At 72.5% G+C, this 25,398-nt stretch carries 22 protein-coding genes; 12 read left to right on the forward strand and 10 right to left on the reverse strand.

Translation table 11 applies throughout. The annotated features are described in order from the left end of the window. The first annotated feature begins 43 nt into the window (after positions 1–43). From J2S55_RS21110 to J2S55_RS21120, 3 genes are read left to right on the forward strand one after another with little or no spacing between them, the layout of a single operon-like run. Positions 44–1,087 (forward strand): sulfotransferase, encoded by a 1,044-nt coding sequence (locus J2S55_RS21110; protein ID WP_306863693.1) that lies wholly within the window; start codon positions 44–46, stop codon positions 1,085–1,087. After that, the gene (locus J2S55_RS21115) at positions 1,084–2,025 is read left to right on the forward strand and encodes a glycosyltransferase family 2 protein (protein ID WP_306863696.1); all 942 of its coding nucleotides are present in this window, start codon (positions 1,084–1,086) and stop codon (positions 2,023–2,025) included. Before J2S55_RS21110 ends, J2S55_RS21115 begins: the two co-directional genes overlap by 4 nt. After that, on the forward strand, positions 2,025–2,864 hold the full coding sequence (locus J2S55_RS21120; RefSeq protein WP_306863699.1) for a WecB/TagA/CpsF family glycosyltransferase: 840 nt from the start codon (positions 2,025–2,027) through the stop codon (positions 2,862–2,864). Before J2S55_RS21115 ends, J2S55_RS21120 begins: the two co-directional genes overlap by 1 nt. 146 nt (positions 2,865–3,010) lie before the next feature. Here J2S55_RS21120 and J2S55_RS21125 read toward each other — a convergent pair whose 3' ends face one another. The 6 genes from J2S55_RS21125 to J2S55_RS21150 all read right to left on the reverse strand — a co-directional run bounded on the left by J2S55_RS21125 (position 3,011) and on the right by J2S55_RS21150 (position 9,676). After that, positions 3,011–3,925: a sulfotransferase gene (locus tag J2S55_RS21125; protein WP_306863702.1), complete on the reverse strand. Its 915-nt coding sequence runs from the start codon at positions 3,923–3,925 to the stop codon at positions 3,011–3,013. Beyond that, positions 3,910–5,196: a lipopolysaccharide biosynthesis protein gene (locus J2S55_RS21130; RefSeq protein ID WP_306863705.1), complete on the reverse strand. Its 1,287-nt coding sequence runs from the start codon at positions 5,194–5,196 to the stop codon at positions 3,910–3,912. The genes J2S55_RS21125 and J2S55_RS21130 overlap by 16 nt, the downstream gene beginning before the upstream one ends. Before the next feature lie 91 nt (positions 5,197–5,287). Next, positions 5,288–6,145, reverse strand: coding sequence for a sulfotransferase domain-containing protein (locus J2S55_RS21135; RefSeq protein ID WP_306863707.1), 858 nt, complete (start codon positions 6,143–6,145; stop codon positions 5,288–5,290). Continuing rightward, entirely contained in the window at positions 6,142–7,041 is a 900-nt protein-coding gene (locus J2S55_RS21140) for a hypothetical protein (RefSeq protein WP_306863709.1), read from the reverse strand. The genes J2S55_RS21135 and J2S55_RS21140 overlap by 4 nt, the downstream gene beginning before the upstream one ends. Then, on the reverse strand, positions 7,038–8,348 hold the full coding sequence (locus tag J2S55_RS21145) for an O-antigen ligase family protein (RefSeq protein WP_306863712.1): 1,311 nt from the start codon (positions 8,346–8,348) through the stop codon (positions 7,038–7,040). The genes J2S55_RS21140 and J2S55_RS21145 overlap by 4 nt, the downstream gene beginning before the upstream one ends. Further along, a complete protein-coding gene (locus J2S55_RS21150; RefSeq protein ID WP_306863715.1) occupies positions 8,345–9,676 on the reverse strand; it encodes a YveK family protein in 1,332 nt (443 codons plus the stop codon). The genes J2S55_RS21145 and J2S55_RS21150 overlap by 4 nt, the downstream gene beginning before the upstream one ends. A gap of 303 nt (positions 9,677–9,979) precedes the next feature. Between J2S55_RS21150 and J2S55_RS21155 the strand changes: the two genes are divergently transcribed. Continuing rightward, the gene (locus tag J2S55_RS21155; RefSeq protein WP_306863718.1) at positions 9,980–11,062 is read left to right on the forward strand and encodes a glycoside hydrolase family 26 protein; all 1,083 of its coding nucleotides are present in this window, start codon (positions 9,980–9,982) and stop codon (positions 11,060–11,062) included. Here J2S55_RS21155 and J2S55_RS21160 read toward each other — a convergent pair. From J2S55_RS21160 to J2S55_RS21170, 3 genes are all read right to left on the reverse strand, one after another. Next, entirely contained in the window at positions 10,946–11,899 is a 954-nt protein-coding gene (locus J2S55_RS21160; protein ID WP_306863720.1) for a sulfite exporter TauE/SafE family protein, read from the reverse strand. The two genes, J2S55_RS21155 and J2S55_RS21160, sit on opposite strands and share 117 nt — an antisense overlap. Before the next feature lie 135 nt (positions 11,900–12,034). Beyond that, on the reverse strand, positions 12,035–13,264 hold the full coding sequence (gene cysC / locus J2S55_RS21165) for an adenylyl-sulfate kinase (RefSeq protein ID WP_306863723.1): 1,230 nt from the start codon (positions 13,262–13,264) through the stop codon (positions 12,035–12,037). 79 nt (positions 13,265–13,343) lie between these two features. After that, entirely contained in the window at positions 13,344–14,078 is a 735-nt protein-coding gene (locus J2S55_RS21170) for a class I SAM-dependent methyltransferase (RefSeq protein ID WP_306863726.1), read from the reverse strand. Between the two features lie 170 nt (positions 14,079–14,248). Here J2S55_RS21170 and mfd point away from each other — a divergent pair, with 170 nt between their 5' ends. Genes mfd through J2S55_RS21185 form a run of 3 tightly spaced genes read left to right on the forward strand, consistent with a single transcriptional unit; the run spans position 14,249 to position 19,396 of the window. Beyond that, entirely contained in the window at positions 14,249–17,779 is a 3,531-nt protein-coding gene (mfd, locus tag J2S55_RS21175) for a transcription-repair coupling factor (RefSeq protein WP_306863728.1), read from the forward strand. A 26-nt stretch (positions 17,780–17,805) separates the two neighbouring features. Continuing rightward, positions 17,806–18,429, forward strand: a complete 624-nt coding sequence (locus J2S55_RS21180) for a SurA N-terminal domain-containing protein (protein ID WP_306863730.1) — start codon at positions 17,806–17,808, stop codon at positions 18,427–18,429. Positions 18,430–18,439: 10 nt separating this feature from the next. Then, positions 18,440–19,396: a nucleoside triphosphate pyrophosphohydrolase gene (locus J2S55_RS21185; RefSeq protein WP_306863734.1), complete on the forward strand. Its 957-nt coding sequence runs from the start codon at positions 18,440–18,442 to the stop codon at positions 19,394–19,396. A 22-nt stretch (positions 19,397–19,418) separates the two neighbouring features. Here J2S55_RS21185 and J2S55_RS21190 read toward each other — a convergent pair whose 3' ends face one another. Continuing rightward, complete coding sequence (locus J2S55_RS21190; RefSeq protein ID WP_306863737.1) at positions 19,419–20,162, reverse strand: class I SAM-dependent methyltransferase; 744 nt, start codon at positions 20,160–20,162, stop codon at positions 19,419–19,421. A 111-nt stretch (positions 20,163–20,273) separates the two neighbouring features. On the opposite strand from J2S55_RS21190, the gene eno reads away from it, so the two are divergent. The 5 genes from eno to J2S55_RS21215 all read left to right on the forward strand — a co-directional run bounded on the left by eno (position 20,274) and on the right by J2S55_RS21215 (position 25,258). Then, on the forward strand, positions 20,274–21,551 hold the full coding sequence (eno, locus tag J2S55_RS21195) for a phosphopyruvate hydratase (RefSeq protein WP_306863739.1): 1,278 nt from the start codon (positions 20,274–20,276) through the stop codon (positions 21,549–21,551). A gap of 189 nt (positions 21,552–21,740) precedes the next feature. Beyond that, positions 21,741–22,148: an FtsB family cell division protein gene (locus J2S55_RS21200; RefSeq protein ID WP_306863741.1), complete on the forward strand. Its 408-nt coding sequence runs from the start codon at positions 21,741–21,743 to the stop codon at positions 22,146–22,148. A gap of 43 nt (positions 22,149–22,191) precedes the next feature. Then, on the forward strand, positions 22,192–22,725 hold the full coding sequence (locus tag J2S55_RS21205) for a DUF501 domain-containing protein (RefSeq protein WP_306863743.1): 534 nt from the start codon (positions 22,192–22,194) through the stop codon (positions 22,723–22,725). Then, positions 22,722–23,681, forward strand: coding sequence for a Ppx/GppA phosphatase family protein (locus J2S55_RS21210; protein WP_306863745.1), 960 nt, complete (start codon positions 22,722–22,724; stop codon positions 23,679–23,681). The genes J2S55_RS21205 and J2S55_RS21210 overlap by 4 nt, the downstream gene beginning before the upstream one ends. Positions 23,682–23,911: 230 nt before the next feature. Beyond that, positions 23,912–25,258 carry a hypothetical protein gene (locus tag J2S55_RS21215; protein WP_306863747.1) on the forward strand — a complete coding sequence of 449 codons (1,347 nt, stop codon included), beginning with the start codon at positions 23,912–23,914 and terminating at the stop codon, positions 25,256–25,258. Positions 25,259–25,398: the final 140 nt, after the last annotated feature.

A 25,398-nucleotide genomic window follows, 5' to 3' on the forward strand; every position in this document is an offset into this window, starting at 1 on the left:
ATTGTCAGCACGTTCCGTATCCGCTGGGTAAGGATTCGTGCCTGTGTCTGACAGCCCGGCCCCCGCCAGGGTCGTTTTCGTGGGCGGCCTCGGCCGCAGCGGCACCACGCTGCTGGAGCGTCTCCTCGGCGAGGTGCCCGGCATCGCGCCGCTCGGGGAGGTCGTGCACCTCTGGGCCAGAGGCGTGCTGGCGGACGAGGCGTGCGGATGCCGCGAGCCGTTCGGCTCGTGCCCGTTCTGGCGCGAGGTCGGCGAGCGCGCGTTCGGCGGCTGGTCGGAGGCACTGGCCCACCGGGTGCTGGCGCTCCGCCACCGGGTGGACCGCACCCGCCGCATCCCCACGCTGGCCCAGCTCCTCACCGAGGAATGGCCGGGCGTGGCCGGACGGCCGTCCACGGGGCTGGGGGAGCCGGGCGGGGCCGGACGGCCGTTCCCAGGACTGGCCGAGCTGGGCGGGCACACCGGCGGATGGCCCTCCCCGGGGCTGGCCGAGCTGGGCGAATACGCCGCCGCCCACCGCCGCCTCTACGACGCGGCGGGCGAGGTCGCCGGCTGCCCGATCGTGATCGACTCCAGCAAGCACGCCTCCCTGGCCTTCTGCCTGGCCGCCACCGGAGTCGACGTGCACGTCGTGCACGTCGTGCGCGACCCCCGCGCGGTCGCGCACTCCTGGCACCGGCGGGTCGCCCGCCCCGAGGACGGCCACCCGATGACCCGCTGGTCGCCGGCCCGCACCTCGCTGCACTGGCTGGCCCAGAACCTCAGCCTCGAACTCCTGGGCCGCCGGGGTGTCTCCGTCACCCGGGTCCGCTACGAGGATCTCCTCGGCGCGCCGGTCGACACGCTCCGGCGGGTGGTCGCCAGGATCGGCCTCCGGCCCCGCCTCGACTTCCTCGCCGACGGCGAGGCCGAGCTCTCGGTGGCCCACACGGCCTCGGGCAACCCCATGCGCTTCACGGTCGGCCGGATCGGGCTGACCCCGGACGACGGCTGGCGCACCGCCGCCTCGGCCCGGCACCAACGCCTGGTCACCGCACTGACCTGGCCGCTCATGAACAAGTACGGCTATCGCGGGAGGCTCGCGTGAGTCCATCGGTGGGCGTGGTCATCCCCACGAGAGGGCACAGGCCCGAACAGCTGCGCTCGGCCACGCGTGCCGCGCTCGGCCAGGACCATCCCGGCGCCGTCGAGGTCGTCATCGTCGTCGACGGCGCAGACCCGGCGCTGGTGACCGACCAGGTGGCCGGCCTGCTGGCCCGCCGCGCTCCGGGGGCCCGGCGGGAGCAGACGGCCCCGCGGGGCGTCCGGGTGGCGGCCAACCGGCTCAGCCCCGGCCTGCCGGGGGCGCGCAACACGGGCATCGCGGCGCTCGGCACCGACCTGGTGTCCTTCTGCGACGACGACGACGAGTGGCTGCCCGGCAAGGTCGGCGCCCAGGTCGCCGCGCTGGAGGCCGAGCCGGGCGCGGAGTTCTCCAGCTGCGCCATCGAGGTCGAGTACGGCTCGCGCCGCGTCCCCCGCCTCGCCGGGACCGGCCTGGTCACCCGCGCCTACCTGGTGCGCTCGCGCATGGTGATGGTGCACTCCTCGACGTTCCTGTTCCGGCGCGGCACGCTCTGGGCCGACGAGAGCGCGCCCGGCGGCCAGAACGAGGACTGGGACCTGGCGCTGCGCGCCGCCGCGCGCCACCCGATCGCGCATGTCGACCGTCCTCTGGTACGCGTCCGCTGGGGTGGCTCCCTGTACGCCACCCGTTGGGCCGACCGGATCGCCGGGCTGGAGTGGATGCTCGCCCGGCACCCTGATCTGGCCGTGGATCCGCGCGGCGCGGCGCGGGTCTACGGTCAGCTCGCCTTCCACCACGCCGCCCTCGGCCGGCGGCGGGAGGCGGGCCGCTGGGCCTGGCGGGCCTTCGCCGCGCGGCGCGGCGAACTCCGCGCGCCGATCGCGCTCGCCGTGGCGGCGGGCCTGGTCTCGGCGCAGACCGTGCTCAGCACGTTGCACCACCGCGGGCACGGCATCTGATGGCGTTCAGGACCGTCCATGAGACGTTGAGCGTCCCGCGCCAGCGGTCGCGGCCGGACAGGGCCACCCGCAGGCGGTTGCGCCGCAGGGTGCAGGTGGCGGGGCTGGCGATCGACCCGATGACCGAGGGCGAGGTCGTCGACCACGTGGTCGCCGCGTTGAAACGCGGCGAGGGCGGCCACCTCGTCACTCCGAACGTGGACATCACCTGGGCCGCCGCCCGTGATCCCGAGGCGCGCGGGATCATCGAGGGGGCCGATCTCGTGGTGGCCGACGGCATGCCGCTGGTGTGGGCGGCGAGGCTGCTCGGCACGCCCGTCCCCGCCCGGGTCACCGGCGCCGACCTGATCTGGTCCCTGGCCGAGGCCGCCACCTTCTACCGCTACCCGATCTACCTGCTGGGCGGCCCGCCGGGAGTGGCCAGGCAGGCGGCCGAACGGCTGACTGCCCGCCATCCAGGACTGCTCGTCGCCGGGACCGACACCCCACCGTACGGGTTCGAGGCCAGCGACGAGGGTTACGCGGAGGTCCGGGACGCCGTGGTGGCCGCCGGGCCCCGGCTGGTCTTCGTCGGACTGGGCTTCCCCAAGCAGGACCGGCTCATCGCGGCGCTCCGCAAGGACCTGCCCGGCACCTGGTTCGTCGGGTGCGGTTCGGCCATCGCCTTCGCGGCCGGCGCGGTCCGCCGGGCGCCCCGGTGGATGCAGGGAGCCGGGCTGGAGTGGCTCTTCCGGCTGCTCAACGAGCCCGGCCGGCTGGCCCGCCGGTATCTGCTCCATGATCTGCCGTTCGCGCTCTGGCTGCTCACCGCCTGCCTGCTGCGCCGCCTGTTCTCCTGAGCTCCCGAGGCCGGCCTGTTCTCCCGAGGCCGGCCCGCTCCCGGAGACAGCCCGTTCCCCGGGCGCCGCCCGTGTCGGCCGTGATCATGGGCGCCGGCGGCCGGACACGCCGGACAGCGCCCCTGAGCGGCTGCGGCGACCGTGGGTCAGCGGGCGGCCAGCTCCGTGACCCGGTGGATCTCCTCCGGGGTCAGCCGTCCGGCTGCGGTGGCCAGGGCCTGGCGGGAGTCCATCGGCCGGTAGGCGGTGCGGGACAGGCCGCTCCAGGCGAAGCCGCCGGTGCCGGTGGCAGCCGAGGTGCAGGCGCGGGAGATGCGCTCCCCGGCGCGGTCGGACCAGCTCAGGCCCGACCACTCATACAGCCGGCGGAAGCCCCGCTGCGGGTCGGCGGCCAGATCCTCGTAGCGGGCCAGCAGGATCCCCGGATGGCGCGCGGCCAGGTCGGCGGCGACGGTCCGGGCCGCGCGCCACAGGGCGACGGCCTTGACGACCCGATCCTGGCAGCCGACCAGCGGGCGCAGCTCCTCCAGGTGCGGGTGGTCGCGGACCAGCAGCGGCTGTTCGAGCAGCTCGTGGAAGTAGACCGTCCAGCCGAGCCGCTGCCAGCTCCCGACGAACGACACCGGGTCGCGGACCAGGATCACCACCCGGCAGCCGAGCCGCTCGGCGAACCAGCCGGCCGAGAACAGCGCGAACGGGTCGTCCAGCAGCGCCCGGCGCCCGGCCAGCCGACCGAGTGTGAACGCCGTGCCGTAGCGGACCATCCTCGCCAGGTCGTACGGCGAGCGGTTGCGGCGCAGCTCGGCCAGGAACCTGTAGCGCAGCGCGACGGTGTCGGAGAAGGCGGGCAGCCAGCGGCCGTCGTTGTCCGGGCAGATGTACTGGAAACGGTGGGTGACCCGGGCGTTGAGCACCCCGGGACTCTGCCCGGGCGGATGCTGGGGGTTCAGCGGCTCGTTGACGTAGACCAGCTCGCCGCCGGCCGCGAGCATCTTGCCCGTCCAGCTCGTCCCGCTCCGGGGCAGCCCGGTCACCAGCACCGGCGTCATCGCGCCCGCCATGTTCTCAGGGCGGCCCGGCTGTGGACACCGAAGGGGCGCAGGCCGTACCGGCGGTGGATCAGCCACAGCGGCAGCAGGTTCTTGACCAGCATGCCCCCGGCCCAGCCGAGGGCGGCTCCGGACGCCCCGCAGGCGGGGATCAGCAGCGCGTCCAGCGTCAGGGTCACCGCGATGGCGGCGGCGAGGACGGCCAGGCTCGGACCGGTGTGTCCGGCGGCGGTCAGCACCACGTCGACCATGCCGCAGGCGGTGGCGAGCATCATCGTCGCGGCCAGCACGAGCGCCACCGGGACGCCGGAGGCGTAGCCGTCGCCGAACAGGCCGAGCAGCCACGGCGCGAGCGCGGCGTAGCACAGCCAGAGCGGCCAGGTCAGCAGGGTGAGCCACATGGTGGTCGACTGGTAGAGCTCACGGGCGCGCGCCAGGTCGCCCTCGGCCAGCGCGCGCACCAGCCTCGGCTGCACGGCCTGGGTCAGCCCCTGGTTGACGAGCTGGCCCACGACCTTGAACCGGGTGGCGGCGGTGTAGACGGCGGCCTCGGCCGGTCCGGCGAGCACGGCCACGATCACGATGTCGAGCCGCTGGAACACCGCCTGGATCGCGGCGGCCATCGACCGGGGCCAGGTGTAGCGCCACAGGTCGTGCGCGGTCCCCGGCAGGTAGGGGCCGCGCGGCAGCCGCCGGCGCAGCCAGAGCGCCGACAGCAGCAGGACCGGCAGGGAGGGCAGGGCCCAGGCCGCCGCGAGCAGCGGCACCGACTCCGCGCCCGCCAGCACCACGGCCGAGACCAGCAGGAGCTGGCCCACCGGCTGGAGCACGCCGTCCAGCAGCACGGTCGGCCGCATCGCGCCGAACCCGCGGGAGGCGGCCACCACGACGTCGGCGCACACCAGCACCGGCAGCGCCGCGGCCAGCACCAGGACCGTGGGGTCGGGGGAGACGGACAGCGCCGTCGCCCCGGCGGCCAGCGAGAGCGCCCCGACCGGGACGAGCGCCGCGCGGACGTAGCCGGAGGTGCAGCGGTAGCCGAACGGCCGGGACCGGGCGATGAAGTAGATCAGCCCGCTGCCGGCGTCCAGCCGCAGGATCCCGGCGGCCATCAGGCACAGCGCGGTCGCCGCGAAGAAGGCGCCCGCGACCTCCTGACCGGCTCCCCGGACGACCAGCACGACCACCCCGAACTGCGCGGCGGCGCCGATCCCGGCCCCGGCCACCCCGGCCAGCCCGCCCCGTGCCAGGCCGCTCAGGCGGGGCGGGGTCAGCGTCACCATGTCGGCTCCTCCTCGTCCGGCGTGAGCGGCCGGGCCGAGGCCGGTGCTCCCCTGTCGGCTCCGCGCCGGCCGGCGGCGGGCCGGGGCGGGGTCAGCGTCGCCATGTCGGCTCCGCGCCGAGCCACGGGGTCAGCAGGGCGTCGGACTCCTCGAAGTGGTCGGCCAGCTCGCGGCGGAGCGAGTCGGGCATCGGCGCGGGCCGGGGCCGGGCGTTGTGCCGCTCGAACACCGGGTCGCCGATGTGCGGCAGTCCGAGGAACTCCAGCACCCGGTCGTAGACGACCTCCGGCCCGGCGAAGAAGCGCCCGCTGTCCAGGACGAGCAGCCGGTCCCGGCCGATCAGCGGCTCCAGCGGGGCGAGCTGCTCGGCGTAGCGACCCCTGGCCAGGTAGGCGTGGTGGCGGTGGGCGTGGTTCACCGAGTGCGGGGCGGCGCGCAGCCCCTCCACCGCCCCGGCCAGCCGGCTCTCCTCCAGCTCCACGGCCCTGGCGAAGGAGGTCTCGGTCTCGAAGCCCCGGGCCACCTCGTGGGCGTGGGCGGAGAAGGCGCGCTCCACCGGATCGCGGACCAGCACGATCACCTTCACGCCCGGCAGGTCCCAGGCGATCCGGGGGCAGGCGAGCGGATGGAACAGGTAGTAGGGCGAGGACTCGAAGGCCAGCGGGCGGCAGCCGTACCGGCGGGCCAGCCGGGAGGCCGTGGCCCGCAGCGGGAAGTGCGCGCGATACCACGACAGGCCCCGGTCGTAGGCCACGTCGAAGTAGTGGACGCCCTTGTGGAAGACGGGCTTGAGGATCAGCGGGTGCTGGGCCAGCGCCCGGTAGAGCGAGGTGGTGCCGGAGCGTTGCGCCCCGGCGATCAGGAAGGAGGGCAGCATCCGGCTCCCGGAGGTGAGGCGCCCGGCGGTCCGCGACACGGCGTGGACGGAACGCTTCAGCCTGGGCTTCACGTCAGGGCCTCCTGGAAGTCGACGACGGGGTTGAGCCAGTGGCCGGGCGGGCCGAGCGGGGTGTGGCCGTCGGCCGCGTGCCGGTCGGCCAGCGTGATCAGGTAGCGGATCGCGGTCAGCCTGGCCTCGGCCGCCGACAGCCCGAACGGCGCCAGGACCGGCAGGGCCTGCGCCAGGCAGGCCCGGGCGGCGGTCACCGGGGCGGCGCGGCGCAGGGCGCGCTGGAAGAAGTGGTGGACGGCGTCGAAGCCGAGCGGCACCCCGGTGGCGAACCGCTCCCAGTCCCAGACCAGCAGCCGCCCGTCGGCCCCGCGCGCGATGTTCCACGGCGCGAAGTCGCCGTGCCAGGCGTGCTCGGGGCCGGAGATCCGGCTGATCTCGCCGACCGCGTCGACGAGCAGATCCGCGGGGATCCGGCCCCGCCGTACCGGCAGCGGGCTCAGCGCGAGCACCGACAGCCCGCGCCAGGACCCGTGGTGCAGCACGGCCGGTGGGACGACGGTCTTCAGCGGCACGCCGGCGAGCAGGTCGAGCGTCCGCGCCTCGTCGGCGATGAGCTCGCGGGCCCGGTCGGTGTCGCCGATCTTCACGTAGGCGGCCAGCCCGTCCGGGGCGTGGGCCTCCAGGATCGGCTTGCGGTTGACCCGCCGGGCGGGCCGGACGTGCAGCACGGCCCTGATGGGGGTGCCCAGCGCCTCGCTGAGGTAGGTCTCGATCGTGGCCTCCCCGGACGGGACCATGATCTTCCCGCCGGGGTGCCACCACGCGCGGGGGACCAGCCTGCGGGGGAGCAGCGGGTGGGGGAGCACGCTGTACGGCCGGGCCCGGCCGGGCCCGGGGAACAGCAGGTCGAGGGTCTCGCCGAGGTAGCGCAGCCGGGCGCGGGCGTCGTTCATGTGGCCCTGCTCGCCATCGAGTTCCTCCAGAGCAGCGCGAATGAGATGAGATACAGGCTGAGCGGCGTGACCAGCCCGTCGTAGACGAACATGTAGAGGAGGGTGAGGATCATCACCAGGACCCCGGCCAGGCCGATCGGGCTCCGGTCGCGCCAGTGGCGGCGGACGGCCCCGGCGAAGAAGGCCACGTAGAGCGCGGCTCCGACGAACCCCTGCGTGATCATCAGGTGCCAGAGCTGGCCGTCGCTGCCCAGCGGCGGGTGGCCGCAGGTGTCGCACCAGCCGGTCTTGCCGGTGGTGATGGTGCGGTGGTTGCCCATCGCGTTGCGGGTGTTGCCGTAGCCGATGATCGGCGAGGTGTTCGCCGCGGCGACGGTCGCCGACACGGTGAAGGCGCGGATGTCGTTGCTGTGCGGGCTGTCCAGCCGCTGGGCCACCATCGTCTGCAGCGGGCTGAGGAAGAACACCAGCGCCCCGCAGGCGGCGGCGGCGCAGACCGTGACACGGGCCTTCGTGCCCAGCCGCAGGAACAGGTAGGCGGTTGTGACGCCCAGGCCGATCCAGAGGCCGCGATTGAGGGAGTAGACGATCGGGACGGCGGCCAGCGCGATCAGCGGGGCGACGGCCAGGCGCCTGCGCGGCCCGCCGTACACCCACCAGCCGACCACGAACCAGATGAGCAGCACCGAGACGTTGCTGCCCCAGGCGTTGGCCCATTCGAACGGGGCCTCCGGGCGCGGGGAGGCGTGGCCGAGGACCTTCTGCACCTGGGCGGTGGTGGGGTGGATCAGGTTGTGGACGAAGGAGTTGCCGCTGATCCAGCGGGGCAGGAGCTGCTCGACCGGCGAGGTGAAGCCGGTCTGCGGGGCGAGCACGCCCAGCAGGCCGCCCGCGACCGTCGTGACGAACAGCACGCCGAGCATCCGCACCAGGGTGAGCTGCGGCAGCTCCCGCTCGGTCAGGTTGCCCAGGTAGAGCACCATGATCATCAGGGAGACGTAGAGGAGCAGGCGCATCAGGTAGCCGATCACCCGCCCGGCGCCGAGCTCGCCGTAGGTGCCCGGCGGCATCTCGCCGAGCATGAGCGCGCTGACCAGGTAGCCCGCCAGCAGCAGCAGCCAGAGGCCGGACCCGCGCGGCGCCCTGATCGGCCGCCGCCGCCACAGGACCAGCGCCATCGGCGGGGCCAGCACGATCACCGACAGCCCGCCGAAGCCCAGCGCCCACCAGAGGGGGTAGCCGACCAGGAGCGCGGCGACCGGCCAGGCCGCCGGGTGGAGGCCCCGCACGAGGGTCACGAGGGTCACGAGGGGAAGACCATCTTGTCGGCCGCGGGCGGGTGCGGCGGCAGCGGCGGTCGGGGGGCCTGGGGCGGGGCCGGCGCGGGCCGCCCCCCGGTGACGGGGTAGGCCGTCCGGTCGGAGGGGCCGGGAGCGACGGCGTGGGCCGTCCCGCCGGCGGAGGTGGAGGCGGGAGCGGGGACGGGGGCGGCGGCGGGAGCGGAGGCGGGGCGGGTCCGGCCGGTCTTGGAGCCCCGGCCCGCCGCGGAGACCCGGCCGGACTTCCGGACCCGGCCGGGCTTCGGGGCCTTGCCGCTCTCCGCCGCCCGGCCGCCGGACACGGCCGGGGGGCCGTCCGGCGGGGTGGCGACCGCGCCGATCACGGGGATCCCGCGCTCGCCCAGCCGCCGTACGGCCTGCGCCACGTCGCGCGAGGACGTCCCCGGCACGGTGACCAGCAGCACGGCGCTCCCCGCGACCGCCAGCTCGCCGATCTCCTCCCCGGTGACGAGGTCGAGGCCGGTCAGGCGCCTGACGTCGGAGCGCCCGCGGATCCTGGTGTCGAGCCGGTCGCGGAGCCAGGCGGCGCCGGTCCCGGCGAGCAGGCCGATCATGAGGCCGCTGCCGAGGTGGAGGGGCGGGCTGGGAGCGGTCGGCTCGGCCGGGGCGACCGCGTCGCTGATCACCGATCCCGGGGTGACGGCGACGGTCTTGAGCGCGTCGTATCTGAGGGTGAGGCTGGAGATCTGCCGGCTGAGCATGTTCTGCCGCTGCAGCGCGACGGTCCGCTCCGCCGTGCCCCTCGCCAGCCCGGGCAGCGTGTCCGCCACCGTGACCAGCGACGCGTTGACCTGCTTGAGCTTGGTGAGGAGCGCCTTGAGCTGGGCGTCCAGCGCCTGGGTGGCGGACTCGCCCCGGTGGGCCAGGTAGGCCCGGGCGTAGGCGTCGGCCCCCGCCGCGGCGGCGCGCGGGTCGGCGGCGGTGTAGGAGATCTCCAGGACCGAGGTGTTGGGCGGCACGGAGACCTCGACGGGGCCCGGGGTGCTCTTGAGCGTGGCCCGGGCCTTCCCGGCGACCACCGCGGACTGGGCGATCTGGGCCTCGGTGTCGAGGTTGAGCGGCTCGCGCTGCCGGCTGGTGACCTGGTTGGTCTGCTCCGGCAGGCCCGTCGGGGAGACCAGCACCTGCGCGGAGGCGGTGTAGGAGGGCGGGGTGAGCCGGAGCAGGGCGGCGCCGCAGCCGGTCCCGGCCGCGAGGAAGAACAGCAGGATCGGCCACCTGCGGCGGATGAGGGAGGCGTAGTCCGCCAGCTCTCCGCCGGAGCGGTGGACCGGGGCGTCCGGCGGCAGGCTCATACGGTGAGGTCCCTTTCGGGCGGCATCGGCGCTTGAGAACCCTAGGAACTATAGGTCGGTCCGCCATTTCCCCGGTCCAATACACAAGATTTTCTTCAGATTGATCCGGCTAATCACGGTGCGATAACTAGCGTTTATCCGATATTTCCCCCCACCTTTCGGGTGGGCTCCGGCACGGAGTGGCAAAGTGCGTGACGTGGCACGTCCAGGAGGTGGGAAAGTGGGCTCCGGGTAAAGTCGGGAAACGTGCATGGGAGCATCAGTGAGGGACCGTTGCATCGGATAAATGCCGCTTTAGGGATATTGTCCCGCAAGGACAGAATCGCCGGTGCGGCGCTGGCGCTGGCCCTGGGAATGAGCGCGTGCGGCCGGCCCCCCGTGGTCTCCGAAGAGCCGTCCGAGCGCGTCACGGCCCGGACCGGCGGCCTGCCGGGCATCCGTCCGTCGGCGTCCGCCTGTGAGGTGACCGCCAAGCTCATCCCCTCGTGCGGGGCGTGGTGGGGGGTCGCGCCGGAGATCTTCACCGGCCTGCCTCCCCGGCGGGCGCTGGAGCGGGCCGAGGAGCGCATGGGCCGTCCGGCCGGCATCATGCACCTCTATCACCGGGGCCCGGAGCTCTTCCCGACCCGGGAGGAGCGGAAGATCGCGCGAGACCCCGGCGGCCGCAGGCTCCTGCTGATCAACTGGAAGCCGTCCTCCGACCGCACCTGGGCGGAGATCGCCGCAGGCGCGCTGGACCGGCGGATCGACCGGCTGGCCGGCCATGTCAGGAAGACCTTCCCCGAGAGGTTCTTCCTGACCGTCCACCACGAGCCGGAGGACGACGTGCGGGAGGACCCGGACTCGGGGATGACCGCCGAGGACTACTCCGCGATGTTCCGGCACGTGGTGCTGCGCCTGCGGCAGCGCGGCGTCACGAACGCGGTCACGGTCATGACCTACATGGGCGCGCCCAACTGGGCGGCCAAGCCCTGGTTCGAGCGGCTCTACCCCGGTGACGACGTGGTCGACTGGGTGGCGATGGACCCCTACGTCGACGGCCGGGTGCACACCTTCGACGGACTGGTCAACAAGACCCGCGAGGAGTCCGCCGGGTGGCCCGGGTTCTACCGCTGGATGCAGTCGCGCTTCCCGGGGAAGCCCATCATGATCGCCGAGTGGGGCGTGTTCGAGCGCCACGGCCAGCCCGGGTTCAAGGAGTCGTTCTTCTCCTCGGTCCGCCGGGAGATGCGCGACTATCCGCAGATCAAGGCGCTGGTCTACTTCGACTCACCGCGCGCCCCGCGAGGGGACACCCGTTTCGACACCACCGCCGGCGGCCTGAGATCCTTCTCCGACCTCGCCGGCGACCCCTACCTCCAGGCCACCGCGGTCCCTGAGAAGTGACCATCCGGCGGCCCCGGCCGCCACGGCGCCGGCCAGGATCCAGAGCGTGGCGGTGTTGCCCACGCCGAGGAGCTTCAGCGCCGACGCCAGCAGCACCACCGCCAGCAGCGCCCGGATGACTCCGCCGGGCGCCCAGGCCGAGATCCGCGCGCCCAGATAGACGCCGGGGATCGAGCCGGCCAGCAGCGAGGCGGTGACGTCGAGCTGGAAGTCGCCGAACAGCAGGTGCCCGAGCGCGGCCGAGACGACCAGCGGGACGGCCTGGACCAGGTCGGTGCCGACGAGCTGGTTGGCCTTCAGCGCGGGATAGAGCGCGAGCAGCGCCACGATGATCAGGGACCCCGAGCCCACGGACGAGATGCCGACGACCAGGCCACCGACCATACCGACCAGTAAGGTCGGAAATGGGCGCACGACGATCTCACCGAGGTCCGCCGAGACGCCCCCCTCGCGGCGCGCGAGCCAGGCCTTGGCGACCAGCCCCGCGACGGCCAGCAGCAGCGCGACGCCCAGGGCGTATTTGATCGTCTGCTGGATCTGCTCGCCGTCCCCGAAGGCCCGGGCCACCAGCACCCCGCAGAAGGCCGCCGGCACCGAGCCCGCGCACAGCCAGCCGACCAGCCGCAGGTTGACCGTGCCCCGCCGCATGTGGACGGCCCCACCCACCGGCTTCATCACGGCCGAGGCGACCAGGTCGCTGGAGACGGCCGCCAGGGGCGGCACGTTGAAGAACAGCATCATCATCGGCGTCATCAGCGCGCCGCCGCCCATGCCGGTCAGGCCGACGACGATCGCGACGAGGAACGACCCCGCGGCCAGGGGGAAGTCGATGTCCACGGGCCGTTATCCCTTCTCTTCTCGTCTCGCTCGCCGTGCCGTCCGTCATCTCGGCGGACCCGTCTCCGTGACGGGCCCGTCTCCGTGACGGGCCCGTCTCCGCGGCGGGCCCGTCGTCTCAGCGGGTCCGTCGTCTCAGCGGACCCACCCGCCCTGGATCAGGGGGTCGAGCACCTGCTGGACGGCCCACTCCACGCTGATCGAGGTGGTGTCGATGACCAGGTCGGCGTCGTCGGGCTCCTCATAGGGGTCGGAGACGCCGGTGAACTCGGGGATGAGCCCGGCCCTGGCCTTGGCGTAGAGCCCCTTGCGGTCGCGGCGCTCGCACTCGGCGAGCGGGGTGGCCACGTGGACCAGCAGGAAGTCGGCGCCGACGGCCTCGACCATCGCGCGGACCTCGTCGCGGGTGGCGGCGTAGGGGGCGATGGGGGCGCAGATCGCCAGCCCGCCGTGCCTGGCGGCCTCGGCCGCGACGAACCCGATCCGGCGGATGTTGAGGTCGCGGTCCTGCTTGGAGAAGCTCAGCCCCGCCGACAGCAGGTGACGGACCACGTCGCCGTCGAGGTAGGTGATCGTGCGGCTGCCGCGCTCCAGCAGCGCGTCTCTCAGCCCGCGGGCGACGGTGGACTTGCCGGAGCCCGACAGGCCGGTGAAGAAGACCACCAGCCCCCGCCGGTGCGGCGGCCCGGGGAGCGTCACGGGCTCGGGGCCGGCCAGGTGCTCGGTCGCGCCGTAGGCCTCGGCCACGTGCTCGCGCAGCTCCAGGTCGATGCTGGGCTCCTCGCGGGGGGCGAGCGGCACCACGGCCACCACGGTGCCGTCGGGCAGCAGGTCGCGGGCCTTGAGAGCGGCGCGGACCACCGCGGGGCCGCCCTCGCCGAAGGCCAGCGGGAGCAGCAGGACGGCCGCGCCCAGCTCCTCGGCGGTCGCCTTGATCTCCGCCAGGTCGTCCAGCGGCCCGCGCATCGTGACCGCCAGCACCTCCCGGCCGGCCAGCTCCGCGCGGACCTCCGCCGGGGTGCGGCGCAGCCGGGCGAACGGTCCGTGCTCGGGCGCGTCGAGGGCCTCCACCGGGCCGGCGACGTGACCGTCCCGCCGGTCGGTGACGGTCAGCACGGCCAGTGCCGCGCCCTCGGGGTCGCGCAGCGTGATCCGGTCACCGGGGACGGCGGGGTGGTCGTCGGGCAGGGCGAACGTCACGGGCGCGGGCCACGGGGTGCCGTCGGCCAGGGTGCCGTGCTCGGCCACGGCGTGCGCGTCCGCCGAGCTCAGGAAGCCCGTCAGCGGCTGGAAGGCGCCAGAGAGCAGCAGCTCCAGATCGGCCAGCTCGCGCGCGTCGGGGGTCCACTCGAAAGGCGCCGTCATCTGCTCCACAATCCCGATCGAATTAGTCGGATTTCGTCAGCTTACCTACTCCGTCTCCCCCGCACCAGCCCGCCGACTCTCAGATCAGCCGGGCGAAGTGGCTGTGGGGTTTGCGGATGACCATGATGATCTCATCGTGCGAGGCGGGCCACCGTCCCCTGGAGAAGGTCTCCATCGCCGAGCAGGCGGCGCGGGCCAGCTTGCCCAGCGGCCCCCTCAGCGCCGGTCCGCTCGTGGCCGAGGTGTCGTCGGTCACCATGAGCCCGCGCGTCAGGCAGAAGGAGTGCATCCCCTCGCGCGAGGTGATCTGTCCGTAGAAGGGAGGCAGCGGGCCCACGGTGCCGGAGGGGGCGAACCTGTGCCACAGCGTCCGCCGCAGCGCCGCGGGCAGCAGCCGGTCGCACGCCCCGTAGGCCGAGGCCCGGTCGCGCATCTGCAGCAGCAGCAGCCCGCCCGGCCGCAGCCCGGTGAGCAGCCGGTCGAGCACCAGCTCGGGATGCTCGATCCGCTCCAGCAGGAACGACACGTGGACGATGTCGAAGGAGCGCGGCGGCACCGGCACCGACCGCAGATCCCCCAGCGCCCAGGAGTCGAGATCCTTGCGCGCGGACGTGCTGGCCCGCAGGGCCGGCAGGTCCTCGTCGATCCCGATGACCCGCGCCTCCATCTGGTCCAGCTCCAGCTCCAGCGGCTCGGGCCACCCGCATCCGGCGATCAGGACGTCGAGTCGCCGGCCCGACTGGCCCGTCCACTGCTCACGGATCCGCCGGCTGAACATGTCGTCTCGCGTGACGACCGACCGTACCTCTGACATGTGACTAAGAGTAGTCAACTCAACACGATTCGTCGCGCATTTCCCCCTCCTCACAGAAGTGATCTCCCTGCGGGAGAGGGTCCCCGGGCAAGTAGCCTTGGGGGGTACCCCCCGTGCCGCACCGGCCGGGGGCCTGTCGTGTTGCCGTCGTGGGGCTGTGGGCGAATCTGATGAGCCTTTCCGGACTGCTGGACCTTGTCGCCGGGGAGCCGAAGCTGGCTTCCGTTCTTGAGGACGTCCGAGGGGGAGACTCCTCCGACGTGTCGATGATCGCGCCGCCCGCGCTGCGGCCGTTCACCGTGGCCGCGCTGGCCCGGGAGGGGGCCAAGAACGGGGGCCGGGCCGTTCTCGCGGTGACCGCCACCGGGCGCGAGGCCGAGGACCTCGCCGCGGCGCTCACCAGCCTCCTCGACCCCGGCACGATCGCCGTCTTCCCGGCCTGGGAGACGCTGCCGCACGAGCGCCTGTCGCCGCGCAGCGACACCGTGGGCCAGCGGCTCGCCGTACTGCGCAGGCTGGCCCACCCGGTCGAGGGTGACGCCGCGGCGGGCCCGCTGCAGGTGATCGTCGCGCCGGTCCGGGCGGTGCTCCAGCCGATCGTGCGGGGCCTGGGCGACCTGCGGCCGGTACGGCTGCGCGCCGGGGACGACGCCGACCTCGAAGACGTCGTCCACAGGCTCGTCGAGAACGGCTACAACCGGGTCGACATGGTGGAGAAGCGCGGTGAGGTGGCCGTCCGGGGCGGCCTGCTGGACGTCTTCCCGCCCACCGAGGAGCATCCGCTGCGGCTGGAGTTCTGGGGCGACAGCGTCGAGGAGATCCGCTGGTTCAAGGTCGCCGACCAGCGGTCGCTGGAGGTGGCCGAGGAGGGGCTGTTCGCGGCCCCCTGCCGCGAGCTGCTGCTGACGGAGGAGGTCAGGGAGCGGGCGCGGGAGCTCGCCGAGCGGTATCCGGCGCTGGCGGAGATCCTGGACCAGCTCGCCGAGGGCGTCCCGATGGAGGGCATGGAGGCGTTCGCGCCGGTGCTCGCCGGGGAGATGGACCTGCTCGTCGACCACCTGCCGGCGCAGGCGGCGGTGTTCGTGTGCGACCCCGAGCGCATCCGCGGCCGCGCCGACGAGCTGGTGCGGACCAGCCAGGAGTTCCTGGAGGCGTCCTGGATCAACGCGGCCTCCGGGGGAGAGGCGCCGATCGACCTGGAGGCGGCGGCGTTCCGCACGCTGGAGGAGGTCCGCGACCACGCCCGGGAGCTCGGCCAGCCCTGGTGGTCGATCGCGCCGTTCGGCGGCGACGGCCCCGGCGACGGGCTGGTCCTGCAGGCGCGCGAGTCGGAGGCCTACCGCGGCGACACCCAGCGGGCCCTGGGCGACATCAAGGGCTGGCTGGAGGAGGGCAAGGTCGTCGTGCTGCTCAGCGAGGGCCACGGCCCCGCGGAGCGGATGGTCGAGCTGCTCAAGGGCGTGGACCTGCCCGCCCGGCTGGAGCGCGCGCTCGACCGGGCGCCGGACGCGAAGGTCGTCCACGTCAGCACCGGCTTGATCGAGCACGGCTTCGTCAGCCCCGGACTGGCCGTACTGACCCACCTGGACCTGGTCGGGCAGAAGGCCTCCACCAAGGACATGCGGCGGCTCCCCTCCAAGCGGCGCAACATGGTCGACCCGCTCCAGCTCAAGGTCGGCGACCACGTGGTGCACGAGCAGCACGGCGTGGGCCGCTACATCGAGATGGTGCAGCGGACCGTGCAGGGCGCCACCCGCGAATACCTGGTGATCGAATACGCCAAGGGCGACCGGCTCTACGTGCCGACCGACCAGCTCGACGAGGTCACCCGCTACGTCGGCGGCGAGTCGCCCACGCTCAACCGGATGGGCGGCGCCGACTGGGCCAAGGCCAAGACCAAGGCGAAGAAGGCGGTCAAGGAGATCGCCGGGGAGCTGATCCGGCTCTACTCCGCCCGGATGGCCTCGCCCGGGCACGCATTCGGGCCCGACACGCCGTGGCAGCGGGAGATGGAGGACGCCTTCCCCTACGCCGAGACCGGCGACCAGCTGGAGGCCATCGACGAGGTCAAGCGCGACATGGAGCGCGGGATCCCGATGGACCGGCTGGTCTGCGGCGACGTCGGCTACGGCAAGACCGAGATCGCGGTGCGGGCGGCCTTCAAGGCGGTGCAGGACGGCAAGCAGGTGGCGGTGCTGGTGCCGACCACGCTGCTGGTCCAGCAGCACCTGTCCACCTTCGCCGAGCGGTTCTCCGGGTTCCCGCTGAACGTCAGGCCGATGTCGCGCTTCCAGACCGACTCCGAGGTCAAGGCGACGCTGGAAGGGCTGCGCGAGGGCTCGGTGGACGTGGTGATCGGCACGCACCGGCTGTTCTCGCCGGAGGTCAGGTTCAAGGAGCTGGGCCTGATCATCATCGACGAGGAGCAGCGCTTCGGCGTCGAGCACAAGGAGGCCATGAAGCACATGCGGACCCAGGTCGACGTGCTGGCCATGTCCGCCACGCCGATCCCGCGCACGCTGGAGATGGGTCTGACCGGCATCCGCGAGATGTCGACGATCCTCACCCCGCCGGAGGAGCGGCACCCGATCCTGACCTTCGTCGGCCCCTACGACAACAAGCAGATCGGCGCCGCGATCCGGCGCGAGCTGATGCGCGACGGCCAGGTCTTCTTCGTCCACAACCGCGTCTCCAGCATCAACAAGGTCGCGGCCATGCTGCGCGAGCTCGTGCCCGAGGCCCGGATCGCCGTCGCGCACGGCCAGATGAACGAGCACCAGCTCGAAAAGATCATGGTGGGCTTCTGGGAGCGCGACTTCGACGTGCTGGTCTCCACCACGATCGTCGAGTCCGGCCTCGACGTGCCCAACGCCAACACGCTGATCGTGGACCGGGCCGACAACTACGGCCTGTCCCAGCTCCACCAGCTCCGCGGCCGGGTCGGTCGGGGCCGCGAGCGCGGCTACGCCTACTTCCTGTACCCGCCGGAGAAGCCGCTCACCGAGACCGCCCACGAGCGCCTGGCCACCATCTCCCAGCACACGGAGATGGGCGCGGGCATGTACGTCGCGATGAAGGACCTGGAGATCCGCGGCGCGGGCAACATCCTGGGCGCCGAGCAGTCGGGCTTCATCGCGGGCGTCGGCTTCGACCTCTACGTGCGGATGATGGCCGAGGCCGTGCAGGAGCAGAAGGCCAAGCTGTCCGGCGGCACGGCGGAGGAGGAGCGGCCGGAGGTCAAGGTCGAGCTGCCGATCAACGCGCACATCCCGCACGACTACGTGACCTCCGAGCGGCTGCGCCTGGAGGCGTACAAGCGGATCGCCGGGATCGACGCCGACGTCCAGATCGCCGAGGTGCGCGACGAGCTCGTCGACCGGTACGGCAGGCCGCCCCAGGAGGTGGAGAACCTGCTGGAGGTCGCCCGCTTCCGGATCCGCGCCCGCCGGGCGGGGCTGACCGACGTCACGCTGCAGGGCCAGCACATCAGGTTCGCCCCGGTCTCGCTCAGGGACTCCCAGCAGGTCAGGCTCCAGCGCCTGTACCCGAAGGCGCTGCTGAAGCAGGCGAGCGGTACGTTGCTGGTGCCCGTGCCCAAGACCAGGCCGCTCGGCGGCCAGCCGCTGCGCGACCTGGAGCTGCTCAAGTGGTGCGGCGACCTGGTCCAGGCGATGTTCCTGGAGAACGTGCCGGTAAAATGAGCGGCGTTGTCGTGAAGGGATCGCATGTGAAGTCGACTCGAGTGCGTGTCATCCTGGCGGTCGCCGCCGCGGGTGTCGCGCTGACCGCCTGCTCTGCGGAGCAGGCCGGCGCCGCCGCCATCGTGGGCGGGGAGCGGATCAGCTCCAGCCAGCTGGACAGCAACGTGCGGGAGTTCGAGGCGGCGCTGGCCAAGGCCAACGTCTCCGCCTCGCAGCTGCAGTTCCCCGGCAGCGTCCCGCAGGTCGTGCTCTTCCAGCTGGCCACCGCCAAGCAATACACCAAGGTGGCCGAGAGCAAGGGCATCACGGCCACCGAGGCCGAGGTCGACCAACTCATCACCTCCACCGGCGGCCTGGCCCAGTACGAACAGCAGATGCTCCAGCAGGCCGTGGCGCCCTCGCACCTGCGTGACTTCACCCGGGCGAAGCTGATGATCACCAAGCTGATGGCCAAATACGGCGGCGGCAGCGACCAGGCGGCCCTCCAGCGGGGCCAGCAGCAGGCGATCAAGGACCTGGAGTCCGTGAAGATCACCTGGAACCCGCGCTACGGCAAGATCAACGCGCAGCCGAGCCAGGAGCAGCCGAGCCTCTTCCTCGACAGCGGCCGCTTCGGCGCGAGCTCCGCCGTGGCCGCGCCGCAGCAGTAACCTCGGTGGCATGCCCCTGATCGTCGTCACCACCTCGCCCCGGGTCGCCCCGGGGCTGCTCAGCCGCCGCGCGTGGCAGGTTCTCGAGGAGGGGCCGGTGCGCACCGGGTCGGCCGGTCATCCGCACCTGCCCTACCTCGCCGAGGCCGGGGTCGCCGTCGAGGTCGTGACACCGGACCCGGCCGCCCTGGTCCGGGAGGCGTGCGCCGGGACCGTCGTGTGGCTGGAGGCCGACGAGGCGCTGATGCGCTCCATCGGCTACGCGGCGGTGGCGCTCGACGACCCGCCGGTGATCGAGGTCGTGCCGGGCTCCTACGACCTGCCGGGGGCGAGGCTGCTGGATCTGGTCGCGGTGATGGACCGGCTCCGGACCGAGTGCCCGTGGGACGCCAAGCAGACCCACGAGTCGCTGGTGCCCTACCTCCTCGAAGAGGCCTACGAGGTGCTGGAGACCATCGAGGAGGGCGACTACGCGGCCCTGCGCGAGGAGCTGGGCGACCTGCTCCTCCAGGTGGCCTTCCACGCGCGGGTCGCCCGCGACCGCGACGGCGGCTTCGACATCGACGACGTCGCCGAGGGGATCGTCGCCAAGCTCGTCCGCCGCCACCCGCACGTGTTCGCCGACACCCGGGTCGAGGGCGCCGAGGAGGTCAGCGACAACTGGGAGACCATCAAGGCGGCCGAGCGCGCGGCCAAGAACGACGGCGACTCGGGGTCGGTCCTGGACGGCGTCCCGATGGGCCAGCCCGCGCTCTCCCTCGCCGCCCAGCTCCTGCGGCGCGCCGAGCGCGCCGGAGCCCCCGCAGACCTCCCCTCCGGGCCGCCCGCCGAGGACCTGGGGGCGCGCCTGTTCGAGCTCGTACGGCAGGCGCGCGCGGCCGGTCTCGACCCGGAGGCCGAGCTGCGCGCCGCCGCCCGGGCCTACCGCGACCGGGTCCGCGCCTGGGAGGCGGGCGGCGCCTCCTGACGCCGCCGGGGCCGGGGCCCGGTCAGGTCAGGCGGCCGCTCACGAACTGGGTGAGCCCGTAGACCCGGTGCCGGACCCCGGAGAAACCGAGCCGGGCCAGGGCGTCGGTCACCTCGTGGTCGCCGAACATGCGCACCCCCGAGAGAGCGCCCGCCACGTCGTTGAGCGGGCCGGCCAGCGGCAGCCGCCGGGTCGTCATGACGGCGATCCGGCCGCCGGGCCTGAGCACCCGGGCCATCTCCGCCAGGGCGTCGAAGGGCCGGGCGAACAGGTAGAGCGCGGCCAGGCAGCACACCGCGTCGAAGCTCGCGGGCCGGAAGGGCAGGTCGACGGCGTCCGCGCGCACGTAGCCGACACTGCCCGACCGGGTGTCGCGGACCGCGCGGGCGAGCATCGGCGCCGAGGCGTCGATCCCCACCACCAGCCCGCCGTCGATGTCGCGGGCCAGGGCCCGAGTCACGTTGCCGGGGCCGCAGGCCACGTCCAGCACCTGGTCGGCGGGCCCGAGCGCGAGCATCCCCCGGACCAGCGCCACCTCCTGCCGGGTGTCGGGCCCGAGCGGGCCCTTCATCGCCCCGATCAGCGCGGGCCGCCAGACCCGCTCGTAGATCCTCGGCAGGAATCCCGAGCGCATGAGCCGCTGGGCCGGTGACGCATCGACGCGCTCCTCGCCGAGCAGGTCCAGATAGCCGTGGCCGGTGGAGGGCTCGGGCAGGGCGGGGTCCAGCAGCTCGCGGATCCGGTCGAGCGCGGTGAGATCGCTCATGCCTCTGATTGGATCACACGGCCCGGCCGGTGGGGACGGCGGCCGCCGTACCGACAAGTAGTCCTCGATAGGCTTCTGAGGCAAACTGTCCTGCGACTTTAGGAGCGCTTCGTGGCTTCCATCGAGGGCGTCACCGCCCGCGAGATCCTTGACTCCAGGGGCAACCCGACGGTCGAGGTCGACATCCTGCTGGACGACGGCAGCGAAGGTCGCGCCGCGGTCCCGAGCGGCGCCTCCACCGGCCAGTTCGAGGCCGTGGAGCTGCGTGACGGCGATGAGCGTTACGGCGGCAAGGGCGTGGAGAAGGCCGTCCTCGGCGTGACCGACGAGATCGCCGACGAGATCGTCGGGTTCGACGCCGCCGAGCAGCGCAGCATCGACCAGGTCATGATCGACCTGGACGGCACGCCCAACAAGGCCCGGCTGGGCGCCAACGCCATCCTGGGCGTCTCCCTGGCCGTGGCCAAGGCCGCCGCCGAGAGCGCCGAACTGCCGCTGTTCCGCTACCTCGGCGGCCCCAACGCGCACGTGCTGCCGGTCCCGATGATGAACATCCTCAACGGCGGCGCGCACGCCGACACCAACGTGGACATCCAGGAGTTCATGATCGCGCCGATCGGCGCCGGGTCGTTCCGCGAGGCCGTGCGGATGGGCACCGAGGTCTACCACGCGCTCAAGGCCGTGCTGAAGGAGAAGGGCTACGCCACCGGCCTGGGCGACGAGGGCGGCTTCGCGCCGAACCTGCCCTCCAACCGCGACGCGCTGGACCTGATCCTGGTCGCCATCGAGAAGGCCGGCTACGTGCCCGGCGAGGACGTCGCGCTGGCGCTCGACGTGGCCGCCTCCGAGTTCCACAAGGACGGCGTCTACACCATCGACGGCAAGGGCCTGTCGGCCGCCGAGCTGATCGCCTTCTACGAGGACCTGGTCGCGAGCTACCCGCTCGTCTCCATCGAGGACCCGCTGAACGAGGACGACTGGGAGGGCTGGAACGCCATCACCAAGGCGCTCGGCGACAAGGTCCAGCTCGTCGGCGACGACCTGTTCGTGACCAACCCCGAGCGGCTGTCCCGCGGCATCGCCGAGGGCACCGCCAACGCGCTGCTGGTCAAGGTCAACCAGATCGGCACCCTGACCGAGACCCTCGACGCCGTGGACCTGGCCCACCGCAGCGGCTACCGCTGCATGATGAGCCACCGTTCCGGCGAGACCGAGGACACCACGATCGCCGACCTCGCCGTGGCCACCAACTGCGGCCAGATCAAGACCGGCGCCCCGGCCCGCTCCGACCGCGTGGCCAAGTACAACCAGCTCCTGCGGATCGAGGAGCTTCTCGACGACGCCGCCCGTTACGCGGGTCGCGCGGCGTTCCCGCGTTTCCAGCGGTAGTTTCGCACCCTACGGCTTGCGCCCGATTTCGCCGGGCGCGAGCCGTACCGCGGAAGAGACCGCCCGGCGCCGGAGTCCGGGCCGCGGCACGGGGAAGCCCACCCGGTGACAGCCGGCCGTGGCGCGACCCCGGCCGGGCGCCCGGGCCGTCGCGTACGGCACGGCGGAGAGCACAGACGGGAGAGGCGTATGGCGAAACGGCCGCAGCTGACGGGGCGGGCCGCGATCCTGGCGATCGTGGTGTGCGCGATCGCCATGAGCCTCGCCTACCCGGTCAGGGAATACATCGCGCAGCGCCGCCAGATCGCCCAGCTCCAGCAGCAGCAGACCAGGGAGCTGGAGGCAATCAAGGCCCTCGACGACCGCCGCAAGCAGCTCCAGGACCCCGGCTACATCAAGCGGCAGGCCAGGGAGCGGCTCTACTACTGCGATCCCGGTCACAAGTGCTTCGTCGTCATGGGCAGGGAACCCTCGGCGGGCAAGGGCACGGCGGGGGAGAAGAAGGCGGTCGGGCCCCCGTGGTACGAGACGCTCTGGGAGTCGGTTGAGGCGGCCGACACCGGGAAGGGGCAGAAGGCGGCCGGGGCCGCGGGGTGACCCCGATAACCTGGGTGTCGTCTTCTCAGGGGGTGTGTCACGAATGGTGGATGAGCGCGACGTGGCGGCGGTGGAGCGGCAGCTCGGCCGGACGCCGCGAGGTCTGCGGGCGGTGGCGCACCGCTGCCCGTGCGGGCTGCCCGACGTGGTGGAGACCGCGCCCCGGCTGCCCGACGGCTCGCCGTTCCCGACGCTGTTCTATCTGACCTGCCCGAGGGCCGCCTCGGCCATCGGCACCCTGGAGACCTCCGGGATGATGCGGCAGATGCAGGCGAGGCTGGCCGAGGACCCCGGCCTGGCCCAGGCGTACCAGGCCGCCCACGACGACTACATCGCGCGCCGTGACAAGGCCGCCGCCGAGGACGGCCTGGAGCCGCTGCCGAGGGACATGCAGAGCACCGGGGGCATGCCCAACCGGGTTAAGTGCCTGCACGCCCTGGTCGGCCACGAGCTGGCGGTGCCCGGCAGCAACCCCTTCGGCCGTGAGGCCCTCGACGCGCTCGGTGAGTGGTGGGCCGACGGGCCCTGCTGCGCCGTCGGCACCGAGGAAACACAAGAAGAAGAGGAGACCAAGTGACCCGCGTCGCGGCCATCGACTGTGGCACCAATTCCGTCCGCCTGCTCATCGCGGACATCGAGGCCGACACCCTGACCGACGTCGAGCGGCTGATGGAGATCGTCCGGCTCGGCGAGGGGGTGGACCGGACCGGCCGGCTGGCCCCGGAGGCCCTGGAGCGCACCTTCGCCGCGATGCGCCGCTACGCCGAGCTCATCGACCGCCATGGCGCCCGCGCGGTCCGCGTGGTGGCCACCAGCGCCACCAGAGACGCCGCCAACCGGCAGGAGTTCGTGGACGGCGTGCGCGAGATCTTCGGCGTGGAGCCCGAGGTGGTCACGGGAGCCGAAGAGGCGGAGCTGTCGTTCGTCGGCGCCACCCGTGATCTGGTGCGGCTCTCGCCCGAGACCGGCCTGCCCACCCCCGACGGCACCCGCCCGCCATACCTCGTGGTCGACATCGGCGGCGGTTCCACCGAGTTCGTGCTCGGGTCCACGCACGTGGAGGCCGCGCTGTCGGTGGACATCGGCTGCGTCCGGCTGACCGAGCGGCACCTGCGCGAGGCGGGCAGCCCGCCGCCGGCCGAGGTGGTCGAGGCCGTGGTCGCCGACATCGACGAGGCGCTCGACCGGGTCTCCGGGGAAATCCCGGTGGAGCGGGCGCTCACAATGGTCGGTCTCGCGGGTTCTGTCACCACTGTCGCCGGAATAGCTCTTGACCTGCCTGGATATGATCCGGATAAAATTCATCACTCACGAATTCCGGCAAATCAGGTGCAGAAGGTTTCCGAGCGTCTGCTGGAGATGACCCACGACGAGCGGGCGGCCATCGGGGTCATGCATCCGGGCCGGGTCGACGTGATCGGCGCCGGGGCCCTGATTCTGGCCCGAATTATGGAAAGGTACGGTTTCACCGACGTTGTTGTCAGTGAACACGACATTCTGGACGGAATCGCCTGGTCTGCGGCTAAACCTTAACAACATCTAGACATTTCCTATGCTGAGGGGGTATTGAGAGATCGTTCCGTTTTATGGTTAGGTAAAGAAGCTTTAGCGAGGCTTTGCCGTGGGGCCCGGCACAGCTGGTGTCGGGGCGGCAACCGTCTCCGGAGCGCACTCTCGTTCCTAACGAAACGGAGCATCCCCTCATGTCCGGACTAGCTCGTAAGCTAGCCGCCGTTGGAGCCAGCGCGGCCATGCTGGCGACCATGGCGGCAGGGCTTCTGGCCTCGCCCGCAGCGGCGGCCAGTGGTTCCAACCAGGCGGGGGCGGCGGCAGCCACCCCCAGGCCCGCCGTCTCGGTGAGCCAGACCAAGGCCTCCCCGTCGAACTCCGACGAGTGCCCCACCCGGGTGACCTTCTCCTCCAGGATCAAGGTCAAGGCCTACGGGGGCAAGACCAAGGTCGTCTACCGCTTCCTGCGCGGCAACGGCACCAAGAGCGCGGTCAAGTCGTTCACCCTCACGGGCAAGGGCGTCAAGACCGTCACGGTGAAGGAGTCGTCGACCTTCAAGGGCGGCGACCTCAAGGGCTGGGAGGCCGTCCAGGTCCTGGCCCCGCGCAAGGTCACCTCCGCCAAGGGTTACTTCAGGATCTCCTGCGGTGACGACTGGGACGGCGGCAAGGAAGTCGTCAACACCGGCAGCGTCGGCGCCCGGATCTGGGTCGACGAGGGCAACTGCGAGGCCACCCTCATCGGTCGCATCTCCTCCTCCAGCTCGCGCTGGGTGCGTTACCAGTGGGTCGTCAACGGCCGCGTCATCGACCGCGACGCCGTCCGCGTCGACGGGTCGCGCAAGGTCTACCACGTGATCAGGCCGCGCGAGAGCCTGCGGGGCTGGGCGGCTCTGCAGATCATCGACCCGGTGGAGAGCTCCTCCAACCGCGCCTACTTCAAGATCTGGTGCGGGGACTCATCGCCGAAGGTCTCGGCCTCCGTCGACGCTCCGGCGAACTACGAGGGCACCTGCCCGGTCACCCGCTCCTTCACCGGCACGATCAGCGCTTCGTACGGCCGTGGCCACGTGAAGTACCGCTGGGTCCGCGACGGTGTCCCGGGTAGCTGGGAGAGCGTCTACTTCGGCGGTCACGGCTACCAGAGCCGCAGCGTGAGCGACTCCTGGAGCGCCTCGGCGTCCGGGACCAGCAGGCGCTCGATCGAGATCTACGGTGGCCCGAGCAGCGGCACCGTCCAGGGCAAGGTCACCTGCAAGGTGCCGACCCCGGACTCCAAGGCCTGGATCCAGGAGGGCACGTCGGCCAAGCAGGTCGCGGCCGGCTGCCCGGCGGGTTCGGTCACCGGCACCGGCAGCGTCTACGCCACCGGTCCGATCAAGGTCACCGTCACCTGGAGCCTCAACGGCACCGTGGTGAAGTCCGAGGAGCTCGACTTCGCCTCGGAGGGCACCAAGTCCAGCACCTTCACCGGTGCGTCGGACGGCCTCAAGGCCGGGACCGTCAGGTTCGGGATCGTCGGCGGCGGCTCGACGACCGTCAACTACGACGCGGTCTGCGCCCAGGCCAACGACAAGTCCGCTGACAAGACCGGCGCCTGACACCGAGTCTCGTCTGAAGTAGGACATCCGAAGTAGGACAGGCGGCGCCCGCTCCAAGCGGGCGCCGCCTCTCTGTTTTCCCGCTCTCCATCTCTCCGTGTTCCCGCTCTCCGTCTTCCGGCTCCCCGGGTGACCCTTCC

The organism is Streptosporangium brasiliense, from assembly GCF_030811595.1.
Taxonomy (GTDB): Bacteria; Actinomycetota; Actinomycetes; order Streptosporangiales; family Streptosporangiaceae; genus Streptosporangium; species Streptosporangium brasiliense.